Origin of the sequence: Rhodococcus sp. ABRD24 (assembly GCF_004328705.1) — a bacterium.
In the GTDB taxonomy this organism is placed as follows: domain Bacteria; phylum Actinomycetota; class Actinomycetes; order Mycobacteriales; family Mycobacteriaceae; genus Prescottella.
Genome location: NZ_CP035319.1, coordinates 2,593,214 through 2,607,558, shown reverse-complemented (window position 1 = coordinate 2,607,558; position 14,345 = coordinate 2,593,214). Strand labels below are relative to the sequence as shown.

At 68.2% G+C, this 14,345-nt stretch carries 9 protein-coding genes; 3 read left to right on the top strand and 6 right to left on the bottom strand.

Going from position 1 to position 14,345, the window contains the following annotated elements; translation table 11 throughout:
- Positions 1-113: 113 nt before the first annotated feature.
- Positions 114-1,109: an NAD-dependent epimerase/dehydratase family protein gene (locus ERC79_RS11470; RefSeq protein ID WP_131578261.1), complete on the bottom strand. Its 996-nt coding sequence runs from the start codon at positions 1,107-1,109 to the stop codon at positions 114-116.
- 96 nt (positions 1,110-1,205) lie between these two features.
- Between ERC79_RS11470 and ERC79_RS11465 the strand changes: the two genes are divergently transcribed.
- A complete protein-coding gene (locus tag ERC79_RS11465) occupies positions 1,206-1,820 on the top strand; it encodes a TetR/AcrR family transcriptional regulator (RefSeq protein WP_131578259.1) in 615 nt (204 codons plus the stop codon).
- Positions 1,821-1,826: 6 nt separating this feature from the next.
- On the opposite strand, the gene ERC79_RS11460 is transcribed toward ERC79_RS11465, so the two are convergent.
- The 5 genes from ERC79_RS11460 to ERC79_RS11435 all read right to left on the bottom strand — a co-directional run bounded on the left by ERC79_RS11460 (position 1,827) and on the right by ERC79_RS11435 (position 10,258).
- Positions 1,827-2,585: a hypothetical protein gene (locus tag ERC79_RS11460; RefSeq protein WP_131578257.1), complete on the bottom strand. Its 759-nt coding sequence runs from the start codon at positions 2,583-2,585 to the stop codon at positions 1,827-1,829.
- Between the two features lie 64 nt (positions 2,586-2,649).
- On the bottom strand, positions 2,650-3,231 hold the full coding sequence (gene sigM, locus ERC79_RS11455; protein ID WP_131578255.1) for an RNA polymerase sigma factor SigM: 582 nt from the start codon (positions 3,229-3,231) through the stop codon (positions 2,650-2,652).
- A 60-nt stretch (positions 3,232-3,291) separates the two neighbouring features.
- A complete protein-coding gene (locus ERC79_RS11450; protein WP_131578254.1) occupies positions 3,292-6,996 on the bottom strand; it encodes a murein biosynthesis integral membrane protein MurJ in 3,705 nt (1,234 codons plus the stop codon).
- Between the two features lie 251 nt (positions 6,997-7,247).
- The gene (locus tag ERC79_RS11440) at positions 7,248-9,707 is read right to left on the bottom strand and encodes a DUF6049 family protein (RefSeq protein WP_131578251.1); all 2,460 of its coding nucleotides are present in this window, start codon (positions 9,705-9,707) and stop codon (positions 7,248-7,250) included.
- Positions 9,704-10,258, bottom strand: coding sequence for an NUDIX hydrolase (locus tag ERC79_RS11435; RefSeq protein ID WP_131578249.1), 555 nt, complete (start codon positions 10,256-10,258; stop codon positions 9,704-9,706). The genes ERC79_RS11440 and ERC79_RS11435 overlap by 4 nt, the downstream gene beginning before the upstream one ends.
- A gap of 112 nt (positions 10,259-10,370) precedes the next feature.
- Here ERC79_RS11435 and ERC79_RS11430 point away from each other — a divergent pair, with 112 nt between their 5' ends.
- Together ERC79_RS11430 and ERC79_RS11425 are read left to right on the top strand one after the other, a co-directional pair.
- The gene (locus ERC79_RS11430) at positions 10,371-11,840 is read left to right on the top strand and encodes a CCA tRNA nucleotidyltransferase (protein WP_131578248.1); all 1,470 of its coding nucleotides are present in this window, start codon (positions 10,371-10,373) and stop codon (positions 11,838-11,840) included.
- 263 nt (positions 11,841-12,103) lie between these two features.
- Complete coding sequence (locus ERC79_RS11425) at positions 12,104-14,143, top strand: putative Ig domain-containing protein (RefSeq protein ID WP_131578246.1); 2,040 nt, start codon at positions 12,104-12,106, stop codon at positions 14,141-14,143.
- Positions 14,144-14,345 lie beyond the last annotated feature (202 nt).

The following is a 14,345-nucleotide window of genomic DNA, read 5'->3' as shown; positions in this document are numbered from 1 at the left end:
TAAAACTCGGTGGCCTTCCCCGGACCAAGAACTAGCTACCCCGGTGAGATGCAGCGCATCGATGTTGCCGTCGGACTCGATCAGGCGGGCCGCTGGAGCTCACACCTGGTCTTCTAGTCCAACACCATCGTGTTGTCGTGCCGGACCGAGGCAGTCAGGGCATCACGCACAGGCCGCCACGTCAGACCTAGTTCGGACAGCGTCCGCGAGTCGTCCGTGGGGACGGCTGCCGTCAGTAGCCAGGCCGCTTCATAGCTCATCCCGGCGCTCAGTGGAAGGATCTTTCCGACGACGTCCGCTGCGCGGCCCACGCCGCGGAACACGCTCGGGGCCAGCGGTATACGGCGGATACGTCGTCTGGATGCGTACTCGAGGATGTCGATCAACTCGTTGAACGCGATCAGTTCGCCGCCGCACATGTAGCGCCGCGGTCCTCGGCCCGGGCGCATCGCGGCGGCGTGCACATCGGCGACGTCCCGAACGTCGATCATCTGCATCCCGCCGCGCAGTCTCGGGGCGACGCCGGCGCGAACCATGGGGGTCCAGCCCGCGGCAGTCACCCCGCGGATCCCGCCGAGCCCCGGTCCCACGACGCTGGCCGGGTACGTGATGACCACGGGTGCGCCCGCGTCCTGTAGCGCCCGTGCGATCAGGTCGGCCGCCGCCTTTGTGCGCCCGTATGCGCTGCGGCCCGGTGCGGTGGGGCTGTCCGGTCCGATCGCCGGATCCGGTGACGGGAACAATGCGCTGTAGCTGGCCACGTGCACGATCGGATCGAGACCGAGCGCGGCCGCCCGGGTGAGCAGCGTGGTGGTGGCCGCGGTGTTGACCTCCCACATCAGCCTCTCGTGGCGATCGTCGGTGCCCACCACCGCGGCCGCGTGCAGGACTGCGTCGCAGCCGTCGAGCAGTGTGGCGATCACGGTGACGTCTCGAATATCGCCCTGCAGTACCTCGACACGCGCGGCTGCGTCGCCGAACAATGGCAGGATCGCTGGTGCCGACTCGCTCGGATGCACGAGCAGCCGGACCTCGTGGCCCTCGGCGAGCAGTGCCTGCGTCGTGTGCGCGCCGATGTACCCGGTCCCGCCCGTCACCGCGATCTTCATAGGTTCCCTCCCGGGTCGTGAAATTTACGGTACCACTGGACTCGTAAGAGGTGCCTTGTGGCGCGACTGGCCGTCGTGTCCGACAATTCCAGGACGATGAGCGCACAAACGATCGACAACACGCCGGCTTCCGGGCGGCCCCGGGATCCCCGGATCGACGCCGAGGTCCTGGCAGCGACCCGTGATTTGCTCCTCGAGGTGGGCTGGGAACAGCTGAGCCTGCGCGCAATCGCGACACGAGCGGGGGTGAGCCGGGCCGCCATGTCGCGTCGGTGGACGTCGAAGGCGCATCTGGTGCTCGACGCCCTCCTCGGCGCCACCCCGGATCTAGAGCCGTTCGAGGGCACCGATCGCGCGGGTTGGATCGACTGGGTCGTCGCCGGTAGCGCTGAGCTGTTCTCCCGGCCAGATGTCCGAGAGGCGGCGCCCGGGCTCCTCGCGGCTATCCGCGACCACGAAGACCTGCGCAACGCGCTGTGGCGGGGGTTCAGCGGGCCGGCCACCGCGTTGTTCGTCGCTCACGGCAGTGAGGCGGCGACGGAGCAGGAGCGGGAGCGGGATCTGCTCGACGCCAAGGCCGTCCTGGTGCTCGCGGCCGGCGCCGCCCTGTTCTCGAGCTTGATTGCGCGTGAGGACGATACGCCCGAATTGCGGGCGCGGGTTCGGGAGCTGCTCATGCCGGTCTCGGCTGGTACGAGTGCGGACGACTGAGCCGGCTCAGTCGATCTCGGTGCGCGCGAACAACTGCGGCTCGGCGGCGGAGCATCCGAGGCCGACGACCACCGCGGTCAATGCCGGGGGCCGGGGGCCAGCGACGAGGATGAGCACGGCTCCTTCGCCCTGGAAGCGGACCTGCCGCGAGCCCAGCACCGGACGGGTTCGCTCGATGCCGTTGGCCTGCAGGCACGCAGTGCGGACATCGGCCTTCTCCAACTCGCCGAGGTCCTCGTTCTCCGCGGCGGCCTTGTCGCCGATCAGCGCCAGTACCTGATCGTCGTCGAGATCAGCGCTGAGGTTGGCAAGGGACGGCGTGGGCACGGTGGTCGATGGTGCCGCGATGGCTGGTGACTTCGGGTCGGCCCCGTCGAGTGTGGTGAGTGCGAAGACAACCCCGACAGCCGCGGCCATGGATGCAGCGGCGACGCTGATCCAGGTGAGGGCGCGACGCCTGCCGAATGCGTCTGCGAGGGGGGTCGCCGTAGCGGGTGCGGGATGCTGCAGACCCAGCGCCGCATCGATCCGTGCGGCGACTTCGGATGGGATCGGGGACTCGACGCTGAGATCACGGCCGAGTTCGCCGAGTCGGCAGGAAACTGCGTCGAGTGCCGCCAGAACCTCGACCGCGGCCGGATCCTGGCGGACGAGCGGCCAGAGGCGGCTGCTGACGGACTCGGACAGGACACCCGCATGCAGATCGGCAAGGAGTTCCGCCGAGAACGGGGGGCCGAGCAGTTCTTCGCCGTCGTAGACCGTCATCCCACCTTCTACCCGCACATTCCGGGGCACGATTGTGCCTTCAATTGGTTCAGACGCCGCGAGATCACGTTCGGTTCCCTACATCCCGCAAGTATTCCAAATGGGATGCAAGCTTCACCCGTGCTCGGGCACAGCGGCTCTTCACGGTGCCCTCGGGCACCCCGAGCCGGGCGGCCGCCTCGGCCACCGAGTAACCCTCGAGGTCGACGGCGACGATTGCGGCCCGCTGTTCCGCCGACAGCCGCATCAGTGCACCGTCGACGAGCAGTGACAGCTCCCGCTCGGCAATGTGGTCGCGGTCCTCACGTGGGTCCTCGGTCTCGTCCGCGGACAGCGACACCGTGGGCCGCACACGGTTGCGCCGGATCCGGTCCAGGCATGCGTTCACCACGATCGTGTGTAGCCAGCTCCGCACGGCGGCATCCGCCCGGAACGATCCCGCCGTGCGGTGCGCGGAGAGCAAAGCCTCCTGCAGCGCATCCGCGGCATCGTCGACGGTGTAGCTCGTTCTTCTCGCAACATGCCAAAGGTGGTCGTAATGCCTGCTCAACAGCTCCGCGAAGGCCCCTTCGTCACCTGACGCGTGTGCTGCCAGCAATTCGGCATCGGACATTCCAGCCTTGGCGACCCCCCTGAAGATTCGCACGGGCGGATGTTAACCGATCAATTGCCCGCAGTGCAGACCTGGGCACTGCGGGAGGAGCGCTCAGGGAGCGCCGGTGAACGACACCTCGGCGATCGAGGTCTGATTCTGTCCGTCTGCCGAGCTGAGTCCGGTGATCCACACGAGGACGTTCTTGGTGGCACCCTCCGAGGTCAGAGGGATGTCCGTCACGCCGCTTTTCAGCTCTTGGCGGCCGATCACCTGTGTCTGGTCGAGCGTGGTGTTCGGCGACGGTGCGGTGCGGATCTCGACCCTTGTTCCGGGGCTGGGTGAGGTGATCTGCACCTTCGACAGATTTTCGGCCTCCGGCAGGGTCAACATCAGGCCGACCCCGTTCTTCAGCGCCGGGAACGGCTGGAAGTAAGCGTCCGTGCTCCATACCGTTGCCGGGTCGCCGTCGATCGCGAGCCCGGCGGTCGCGGCCGCGTCCGGGGTCCCCTGCGGTGAGAAGACTGTGACACCGGTCGGCTGAATCGGCCTGGCCACGGGCGGCGCCATCGGTGAGGGAGCGGCCGACGAGGCCGGGGCCTCCGCGCTTGTCGTAAGCCCGAGATTCTGGTTGGTGAGTGGCTCGTCGGAGTTACCGCCGGCCAACAGGTTCGCGAGCCACCAGCCGATCAACGCCAGCACCAACACGGTGACGGCGCCGAGCGTGACGAGCGCGATGAGCGTGCGGTTGGACTTGAGCTTTTCGGCGGCCACGGCTTCCGGATCAGCCAGTGCGTGGCTGTCGCTGCCGGGGACGCGCTGGCCGAGGCGCAGCGCCGGCATGAGGTCGGTCTTCTGGTCGACTACCGACGCTTGATCGAGGATGTGCTGGACCGTGGCAGCCGCCCGGATACCGCTGTCGCCGCCGAGTGCGCGGACCGCGACGGCCGAGATTTCGAAAGGCACCTCGGGACGGATCACACGGGGTTCGACGGGCCGGCCGGCCGCGTCGACCTCGGCGGGCCGCATGCCGCCCAGCTCGATGGGTGTGGCTCCGGCCGGACCGGATCCCGGCTCGCCGAGCGGCCACCGGGCAGTGATCAGCGCGTAGAGCATCGCGCCGAGTCCACGGACGTCGGACGCCGGATCGGCGTCCGACAGGGTTGCGGGGAACGCCAGCACGGCGTCGCCTGCAGTGCTGATCCGGATGCGGTCCGGGTGGTCGATCGAGAGCGCACTGCCGCCGCGGTGCGCCGCCTCGGCTGCTGCAGCCAGCGCCCGGACAGCCCGGGCCGCACCGATCGGGGACGGTTCGGTGTCCGCCATTTCGCGCAACGAGCGGCCCGGCGTCCACTCGGCGACGACGATGCCGCCGGAGCTGCCCCGCACCACGTCGAGCACGCGCGCGAGTCCAGCTGTATTGATGCGACCGAGTCGCAGCGTGCGGGACAGGATGGCCTGCGGACCGTCCGGGCCGGAGGCTGCGGGTCCGTCGGCCTGCTGCTCGGCATCGACGAAGGTGAGCGCGACCTCGCGGTCGAGCTTGGTGTCGAGTGCCTGCCAGAACTCGAGGCCGCGGGCAGAGCCGTGCGGTGCGAGTAGCCGGTATCGGCCACCGGCCACGGATGCGCCGGGCATCAGCTGCGGCCCGCGTAGCGGCCGACGGGGCTGCGGGCCCGCGCCGGCTACGCGAAGCGGCGGAAGCTGCGGTGACCCGATCGGGAAGACACCGGTGTCCATGTCCAGGTCGCGGCGTCGCGGCTGGGAAGTGTCAGGATTCTCGGAAGTGTCTGTTGTAGAACGGTTTTCGGAGGAAGCCGAGTTGGACGGTGTGCTTTCCGATGCGGCCGTGTCGACCACCTTGGTGCTCCCGCCCTCGACGTCAGTAGACGTGCCAGTTCCCTTGTCGGCACCGTCGTCGTCGCTCACACTTGCTCCTTCAATGAACTCGTCGGGAATGAAGTCGCCACCGACGTATGCCTCGCTGCGTCCAGGGTACGGGAGACCATCCGGTCTATCGAGCGACCGTGGGAGGTCCCGGATTACCGGAATCAATTCGGTATCAGCCTCGTACGGCGAGGTGATGGCGACCGTCGCGGGTGTCTCCCCTGCTGCCGCGCCACCCCCGCGGAGCCCCGGAATCCGCCGTCGGACCGCGACGGTGATGGCGACGACCTCCGGCACCTTTGCCAGCCACATCAGAATGAAGGTGACGATCAGCATCAGTGCGCCTGTGATCGCGACCCTGATCATCGCCCCGGGGCCGTCGAACGACTCGGACAACCGCTCGAGCCCCAGTAGTTTGTCGGCTGCGAACATCGCGACCGCACCGGCCGCCGACGCGAGCACCACCATCCATATCGTCTTGCCGACGTTGGCCATCTGCAGATTGCCGAGACTGCGGTGCAGCAGGTATCCGCCGATGAATGCACCGGCGACGAAGGCGAGTCCGTTCGCTGCGCCGAGCAGGATCACCACCTGCTGATTGTTGGACGCAACCAGCGGGGTGAGGGCGGACAGCGCGATCTTCACACCGGTGATGCCGAGGATGATCCAGGTCGGCGTCCAGGCCTGTTCTCGCGCGTAGAACACGCGCAGGTGGATCAGTACCAGCGAGTACGGGATGAGCGTGAACGCCGACCAGCTGACGGCCTCGCCGAGGCGTTCGGCGTTACCGGCCCCGAAGTTGCCGTAGCCGTACAGTGCATGCCCGATCTGCGGTCCGGCGAACGTGAGGAACGTGATGACCGGAATGAGCGCGATCATGGTCAGGCGGGTCGCGACCGACAGGTCGTCGACCACGGCGGGCGTGTTGTCGTCGGCCGCGTTGCGGCTGAGGCGCGGCATGATCGCCGTCAGCACGGTGACGCCCAGGACGCCGTACGGCAGCTGTAGCAGCAGCCAGGCGTTGGTGTAGATCGCCGGCCCGGCCTCGTCCGCGTGAGCCGAGACGCGCGTCGCGAACACCATGCCGGCCTGGCTGATCAACACGTAGAGGACGATCGCGACCGCCATCCCGCCGAACATCTTGAGACGATCGTCGATGCCCCACAAGGGACGCAGTGAGATGCCCTGGCGGCGAATCGCGGGGAGCAGACTGGTGGCCTGGACGATGACGCCGGCGGTGACGCCGAGGCCCAGGAGCAGCAGGTGCGGATCGGTGATCCGGACCGGGTCGAGCGAGATCTCACCCGGTAGCAGCCAGTACCCCGCGAGGATCGCGAGCACCACCAAATTGTTCAGGACCGGCGCCCAAGCGCCGGGTTTGAACTCCTGCCGGGTGTTGAGGATCGCGGTGAGCAGCGCCGACGTTCCGTAGAACAGAATCGCCGGCAGCAGCAGGAAGCACAGCGCCGTGGTGAGCGCTGTGTTGACCTGGCCGTCTTCGGGCAGGAAGACATATGTCGTGAGGATCGGTGCTGCCGCCGTCGCGAGTAGCGCGGCGGTACCCAGTAGCGCGATAGCCGCGGTGAAGAGTCTTCGGACGAACGCCGCACCCTGGTCGGAGTCCTCTTTCTCCGCCCGGACCAGTACCGGGACCACGATTGCGGTGAGTACCGCGCCGAGCACCAGCTCGGAGATCATGTTCGGGATCTGGCTTGCGACGGTGAAGGCACTGGCCACGGCCGGGCCCAGCGCAGTCAGCAGCAGCAGCTGCTTGAGAAAGCCGGTCATGCGGCTGATCAGCGTCGCGAACGCGATCGAGCCGGTGGATGCGAGCAGTCCGGGGTTCTTCCGTGGCGGTTCCGGGTTCGTGGCCGCCGGCACCGGTGCGGGTACGGACGGTGCCGGGCGGGCCGGGACCGTTCGGGGTGGCATGGGCCGGGGCGCGCCGGGCGGGAATTGGCGCGGCACACCTCGTTGCGGGACCGGTCGCTGCGCGCCGGGTGGCATGGGGCGGGGGCCACCGGGTGGCATGGGGCGGGGGCCGCCGGGTGGCATGGGGCGCTGCGCGCCGGGTGGCATGGGGCGCTGCGCGCCGGGTCGCATCGGCGGGGGACCCTGGGGGCCGCGCTCCCACGGGGCGGGACGTGCAGACGACCGATCGCCCTCGCCGGGAGAGTTCTCGGTCATGGACGTTCATACCCTTCGTCGGCTCGATCCGGCTGGCCCCGGAACCGGTGCCAGAGACGTCGCCCGGCGAGGAACAGCAGGAGTGCACCAGCACTCGCGGTAATTATCGCCAATGCCTGACCGTACGCGTTCGACCGCACCGTGACAGAGGTCTGTTCGCCCAGGGTCTGGCCGTTTTCGGTGGCCAGGGAGAAACTGACGACCATGGTGCGCGAGTCGGCCACCTCGGCCGGGACCTGCAGCGACCGACTGCCCCTCGGCGGCAGCTGCTGCGGGCCGATGTCGGTGATGTGCATCTCGTCCGGCGCATCCACCCGCAGTTGCACGGTGATCGCCACCGGCAGGTCGTTGCGCGCCACAAGCAGTAGCGGGCTCTGCTCCGACGCGAGTGTGTACACCCCGCCAGGCGCGAGCACCGTAACCGACGCGTACATGCCGTCGATCGTGGTGGTGACGGCGTCGACGCGAGTGTGGGCGGCGTCGTCGGCTTCGGTCGTCGCCGCGACGTCCTGATCGCGTCGGCCGGACAGACTCATCGCCCGAACCAGGTCCTCCCGCAGCGGCGCCAAGAACCGGGTAGGCGTCAATGGCACCTGGGGATCCTCGACCAGCGCCTGCATCAGGTTGAAGATTCGGGGCGCCTGCGCCGCAACCGCCCATTCGATCGATTCCGGGGTGCCGTCGAGGATCGCTCGTTGGGGGTATGCGAGCGATGCGATCTCCGGGGAGGAGGGCCGTTGCTCGGCGACCTTAGCGAGGGGGCGCGGCGTCGCGAGACCGGATCTCAGCAGCGTCGAGACGGTGGAAAGCACCGTTCCGGCCTCGTCACCGTCGACTGACCACTGCTGTGGCGGCACGATCAGCATCGAACGGTCGGTCGTTCGGTCGGCGGCACCGGACGGCTTACCGGACTTCTGCAGAGACGACCAGGTCACCGCGCCCAGGGCGTCCTGGAGTCGGGCGGTGCGCGAGTCCCGGTCCAGGTTGTAGCGAGCGCGCTCGGGCACATACGACGGCGTCTGCGGGTTCGCCCCCACTGCGGCCAGTGCGGCGGCGGTGGAGACGTCGAACAGGGCAGCATTCACGGTGTCAGCGCCCGCTCCGGCGATAGTGACCGCGTTGCCCGGTGGTGCAGTGGAGTCGACGGCGTTCGCCGCGAGCAATGTGGTGGTAGGCCCGAGCTGGTGCAGCATCTGGGCTGCGGAGTTGTCGAGGACGCCGGCATCTGGCCAGGTCAAACCTCGCAGTGAGGTGACTCCGAGGATCGAGTCGACAATGTCGGCCGGCGCCTTCAGCGCGGTCGTGGTGAGGATGGGATCGGCGACTCGGCTCAGTGCGGCGATGTCGGCCTGCGCGAACGGGACTGCTGTGACGCACATGCCGCGGGCGAGCGTTTCGAGGCGGTCGAGCCACGCGGCGGCGGCGTCCCTCCCACCGCCTTCGTGTGCCGGGCCCTCGGGACGTGCGGAATCGTCGACGACGAGATAGCCCCGCGTCATATTGCTGACCGTGATCAGCAGGTCCGGGTCTACGGCCAGACACATGCTGTCGGCGAGCCGGCGATCGCGGTCCACATCCGGACCGGTTGCGAATTCGGCGGCGCCGAGTAGTTGGTCCAGCCGCCCCCCTTTGGCGAGGGAACCGGCGAGCTCGTCGTCGACCAGCCGGACCTTCTCGGTCATCGAGCCGGGAACGCCGGCCGCGAGCCGCGGTGCGTCGGCCAGCGGCCACAGCATCGTGACTGCGAGTGGATCGGTGGTGTCAGGGGGAACGGGTGCGGTGGGTGATCCGGCGGTGTCGGAGCCCTGCAGTTCGGTGTCGGTGGTGTCGGGCATGCGTGGGAGGCCGAGCACCGGGAGCAGGAACCGGGCGTCGTCGAGGCGTGCCTGTCCCCCGTACTCGGGGGTGCCGTTGACGTTGACCAGGAGCGGATACACGCCGGGAGCGTCGATGCCGAGGGCCGGCCCGGTGAGCGATCGCAGCGGCAGTGACAGCGTGAACTGGCTCTGCTCACCCTCGTCGAGCGCGGGTGCCACTTGCACGAACGGCCCGACGACGTCGAATGCGCCCTGGTCGAGGTCCAGCGAGGTACGCAACTCGTCGCTCGAGTCGACGGGCGCGGCGCGCTGTAGCCGGACACCGATATCGGTCACCGGCCGGTCGCCGACGTTCGCGACTGTGCCGGACACGGTGACCGTCGGCTCGCTGCTGGTGGTGACGGTAGCGGGGGTGACGGCGTCGATCCGCAGTTCGAGGAACTCGGGTTGGGTGCGGGATTTCGTCAGCGACGATCTCGTCGAGGACGGTGTCCGCTCCTGGCTGGTGGCCGACTCGGCCGTTGTCGTCTGGGCGGATGCCGGCGCCGCCACGGTGCCTGCCGACATCAGGACGAGCGTCAGCGTCGTCAGGACCGCGGCACCGTATCGACGCCAGGCCGGACGCGATGCCAATGTCATTCCGCGTCGGTCCCCCTGGCGCGCGAGGGTTCCATCTCGGCGATGAGTTGCCCGGCGATCTCCGCGAGCTTGCGTTCGTCGGCATAGGCGAGGCGGGAGTCCAGTTCGGACAACGGAACCCAGGCCACCTCGGTGACCTCGATGTCGGCGTCCGACAGCTCGCCGCCCAGCGAACGCATCAGATAGTGGTGGACGGTTTTGTGGACGCGTCGGCCCTCGGTGACGAACCAGTAGTCGATGCTGCCGAGCGATGCGACGACGGACCCCTGAATGCCGGTCTCTTCGGCGACCTCACGCGTCGCGGTCTGTTCCGCGGTCTCGCCCTGCTCGATATGACCTTTCGGTAGCGACCACAGCAGCCGGCCCCGGCGGTCGGTGCGCCCGATCAGTGCCGCGCACAGCTTGTCCTGCGGGCCTCCCAGACCGTTGACGACCAGGCCTCCGGCGGAGGTTTCGCGGACGGTGCGCATGTGAGGAGTGCCGGAATCGCCGCCTCGGCCCCGCCGCCGCGAGGAGCGGCGGTTGCGGTTGGCACGTTCGGCGGCTGACACCTCATTGATCGTAGTTGACGCACCGTGCGGGCCCGGACTCCCACGCCAGCGCGCGTGCGGGCTTGCTGCATGCGCACTCGGCTATTTGTCGACCTCGGTAAGGTTTGCTGACGTGAATGCCCCCATCCCCGATGCTGACCGGCGCGCCCGACTGATGCGCGGTGCGCATGAGACGCTGAGCAGCCTGTCGGACGTCTTGACCCCGCTCGGGCGCCGGTTCGCGGACGCGGGCCATGAGCTGTACCTGGTGGGCGGAAGTGTCCGCGACGCGGTGCTCGGCCGCCTCGGCACCGATCTCGACTTCACCACCGATGCCCACCCGGAGCAGGTGCAGGCGCTGCTGCGCGGCTGGGCCGACAATCAGTGGGACACCGGAATCGCGTTCGGGACGATCAGCGCCGCCAAGGGTGCGGAGCAGATCGAGATCACCACCTACCGCACCGACACCTACGACGGCGTCACCCGGAACCCGGAGGTGCAGTACGGCACCACCCTCGACGAGGATCTGGTGCGCCGTGACTTCACCGTCAACGCGATGGCGGTGCGGGTTGCGGGCGATGGCACCCTCGAATTCGTCGACCCCCTCGGCGGCATGGACGCGCTGCTCGGCGGCGTCCTCGACACCCCGGCCGCGCCGGAGATCTCCTTCAATGACGATCCGCTGCGGATGCTGCGCGCTTGCCGCTTCGTCTCCCAACTCGGGTTCACCCTCGCGCCGCGGGTGCATCAGGCGATCGTCGACATGGCCGGGCAGATCGACCGGATCACCGTGGAGCGGGTGCACACCGAACTCGACAAGTTGATCCTCGGCGAGTATCCGATCGACGGCATCAACGTCATGTGCGAGGCCGGGCTGGCCGAGCGCATCCTGCCGGAACTACCGGCGATGAAGCTCGAGATCGACGAGCATCACCAGCACAAGGATGTGTACTGGCATTCGCTGACGGTGCTCAAACAAGCGATCGACCTCGAGGACGGCGACCCGGACCTGGTGTTGCGCTGGGCGGCGTTGCTCCACGACATCGGCAAGCCGGACACCAAGCGCAACGAGCCCGGCGGCGGCGTCAGCTTTCACCACCACGAGGTCGTGGGCGCCAAGCTGGTCCGGAAGCGGATGCGGGCGCTGAAGTACTCCAAACAGATGGTCGACGAGGTGGGCCAGCTGGTATTCCTGCACCTGCGTTTCCACGGCTACGGCAAGGGGCAGTGGACGGATTCGGCGGTGCGTCGGTACGTCACCGATGCCGGCGATCTGCTGCCGCGGTTGCACAAGCTGGTGCGCGCCGACTGCACCACTCGGAACAAGCGGCGGGCCGCGGCGCTGCAGGGCACGTACGACGATCTCGAACAGCGGATCGCACGGATCGCCGAGCAGGAGGATCTGGCCCGGGTGCGGCCGGACCTCGACGGCAACGCGATCATGGAACTTCTCGGGATTCCGGCCGGCCCGCAGGTGGGCAAGGCATGGAAGTTCCTCAAGGAACTGCGCCTGGATCGCGGTCCGCTCGAGCGGGACGAGGCCGAGGCGGAGCTGCTGAAGTGGTGGGCGGAGCAACCGGAAAACCCGCAGCCGACGAGCTGACGCTCGCTGGGCGCGACGCGAAGGCGTTGCGCTCCATGGGGGTTCTGTCGCTTTTCGACCGGATGTCGTCTTCGGGTCGGTTCGCATTCAGATGGCCGGGGCAGCCTGTGGCGGGCGGGAGATCACCCGTACCCGGCCGGGCAGGCCGGGAGGCCAGCCTCATGGAGGAGCGAACCTTGTTCGAGAACCCCACGGATCGACGACCGGAGATCCCGTGCAGACAAAGAATCGGCGACCGCTTTCCGAGTCCGAGAGGAGCCGCGGTGCTGACGGCGTCGATCGTCTTTGCCGGTGCACTCGCCCTCGACGCCCCACCGGCCGCGGCGGCCGATGGTGACCCCACCGACAAGGTGGTGCTCGCCGAGGACTTCTCCGCGGGGACTCTCCCCGGCGGATGGACCAGTCATCGCGGTGCCTGGAAAGTCGAGGACGGGCGCCTGGTCGGCACCTCGGTGGGTGGCGAGCGTGCGCGGGTCTCCTTCGGTAGCAGTTACGAGAACTATCGGTTGGAAGCAACCGCCAACTTCCTGCAGGTCGCGAACGACTCGCGCTGGCTCAACCTGGCCGCCGACTACCACGGCGCCGAGGACTACGGCTCGGTCTTCGTGGTGCGCAGCAACACCAAGGCGAGCAACGGTCTCGAATACGCCGTGAGCGAGGCACCGGGTGCGGCGTACTCGTCACCCGTCACCGGCCCCGCCGGCGTCTCGCTGGGCACGGGCGAGACGCACGCGCTGTCACTCGAGGTGCGCGGCGGCCACGCGGTCCTGTCCATCGACGGAACCGAGTACCTGACGACGAACGACATGTTCCGTGCCGACGGGACCCTCGGCCTCGTCGTCAACAATGCGACCGTCGCCTTCGACGACATCAAGGTCACGCAGCTCGCTCCCGAGGAGACCTCGCCGGGCGAGTCCACGATCAAGGGCTTCGCAAAGAATCTCAACGGGGGGTCCTGGGACGCCGGCCATGTACAGGGCATAGCGGTGGACCGGGAGAAGGGCCGCATCTACTACTCGTTCACGACGCTGCTGGTGAAGACCGATCTCGCGGGCAATGTCATCGGTACCGTCGGGGGCTTCACCGGTCACCTCGGTGATCTGGACTTCAATGAGTCGGACGGCCGCGTATACGGGTCGTTGGAGTACAAGGATCAGAAGGCGTTCTACATCGCCGTGATCGACGTGGACGCCGTCGACCGCGTCGGCATGGAGGCGCAGAACTCCGGCATCGTCAGGACCGTCCACCTCGACGAGGTGGTGGCCGACTACACCGCCGACATGGACGGCAATGGTGTCTTCGACGGCAACACCGGGAAGACGCCGGATCACCGGTACGGCAGCAGTGGCATCGATGGGGTGAGCTTCGGACCGCAGTTCGGCTCCACCGGCGGCCCGCAGTTCCTGACCGTGGCCTACGGCATCTACTCGAACCTCGACCGGACCGACAATGATCATCAGGTGCTTCTCCAGTACGACACCAGCAACTGGGACGCGTATGCGAAGCCGCTCGTCGAGGCGGACCCGCACCGAAGCGGCCCGGAGGGTGTCGCGGGTAAGTACTTCGTCCGCACCGGAAACACCACGTACGGGGTCCAGAACCTTGCGTACGACGATCTCCTCGGGCGCTGGTTCATGGGCGTATATGCGGGCGCCAAGCCCGGATTCCCGAACTACACCCTGTTCGCGGTGGACGCGGCCACGGCGCCCGTCCGCGGTGAACTCGTCGGTACCGGGGGTGACCAGGGGATGCTGATCGCGCTCGCACCGGACGGCCGGACACACGAGGCAACCGGTATCCGCGGTTGGATCCAGAAGGCGGACGTCGGCATGGAGTCACTCGGCGACGGGCTCTTCTACCTCGCGCGTAACCGTTCCGCCGGCGGGATGCAGACCGCAGACATCACTCTCTACCGGTGGACCGGTGACGCCTCGGCGCCGTTCGCGCTGGTGAACAGTGAGAGTGAACTTCACCGGGAACCCGTGATCACCTCGGCGACAGCGCCCGGCGGGCAGGTCGGCGCGGCATACACGCACACCTTCACCGCGTCGGCGTTTCCCGCGGCAACGTTCTCGATCGCTGCCGGATCGGTGCCCGAGGGCCTCGATCTGGACGACAAGACCGGCATCCTGTCCGGCACGCCGCGCGAGGCCGGCCGGACCACGTTCACGGTCGCTGCGGACAACGGCGTCGGCCGGGCAACCCAGATCGTGACGGTCGAGGTCGCTCCCGAGGACGGTCCGGGGAGTGTCGGGTGGGGTTCCGGTTCGTTCGGATCCCTCTCGGGTTCCACGGGCCGGTGAGTCCTGCCCCCCGGGCATCCGCCACTGACTGCTGATACGCCCGACCGGGTGACGTCCCAGACTCGACGGGGTGGTCACCCGGTCGAGTCGCGTCTGCCAGCCGTTCCCGGCTACTCCCGGCTACTCCCGGCTACTCCCGGCCACAACCGGGCGCGACGCATGCGCGGGTAGAATCGATTGAATGTTCCGCTTCTGCGGACTT

Excerpts from the sequence above, each read along its gene's own strand:
- ERC79_RS11470 (WP_131578261.1), bottom strand. The coding sequence starts at position 1,109 with ATGAAGATCGCGGTGACGGGCGGGACCGGGTACATCGGCGCGCACACG.
- ERC79_RS11465 (WP_131578259.1), top strand. The coding sequence starts at position 1,206 with ATGAGCGCACAAACGATCGACAACACGCCGGCTTCCGGGCGGCCCCGG.
- ERC79_RS11460 (WP_131578257.1), bottom strand. The coding sequence starts at position 2,585 with ATGACGGTCTACGACGGCGAAGAACTGCTCGGCCCCCCGTTCTCGGCG.
- ERC79_RS11450 (WP_131578254.1), bottom strand. The coding sequence starts at position 6,996 with ATGCCACCCCGAACGGTCCCGGCCCGCCCGGCACCGTCCGTACCCGCA.
- ERC79_RS11440 (WP_131578251.1), bottom strand. The coding sequence starts at position 9,707 with ATGACATTGGCATCGCGTCCGGCCTGGCGTCGATACGGTGCCGCGGTC.